This window comes from Burkholderia sp. BCC0405 (assembly GCF_902833075.1).
In the GTDB taxonomy this organism is placed as follows: Bacteria; Pseudomonadota; Gammaproteobacteria; order Burkholderiales; family Burkholderiaceae; genus Burkholderia.
In genome coordinates this window covers 1-341 of record NZ_CADFEO010000078.1, presented here as the reverse complement: position 1 = coordinate 341, position 341 = coordinate 1, and the positions used below count along the sequence as shown (strand labels likewise).

Here is a 341-nt window from a genome sequence, read left to right as displayed (position 1 = left end):
TACGAACCCGGTTGCGCGCCCGGCGGGCACGCGAAGATCGCGCTGCCGACGTGCGTGGTGAACTGGTTCATGATGTCCATTTTCGAGAGCTTCTCGTTGATCGGAATGAAGCCCTTGCGCGGGTCGCGCTGGTGCGCGACGAACATCAGCCCCGCGTCGTACTCCGTCTGCTGGCGCCACGGCGGCCAGCGCTCGATGTAGAAGTTCGTGCTGTCGTTGTACGAGTACGCGCGGCGCAGGATCTGCGCGCCGTTGTTCAACTGCGGCGACGCGAGGCGCGCGTGCGAGTTGTCGGGGATCACCGGGTTGCCGTCCTTGTCGGTCGCATCGAGATCGAGCGC

General features: G+C 65.4%; 1 pseudogene. It reads right to left on the bottom strand.

What is annotated here, in order from left to right:
* Nucleotides 1-341 (bottom strand): annotated as a pseudogene (locus HWX36_RS36770) (Dyp-type peroxidase domain-containing protein); the annotation flags it as partial.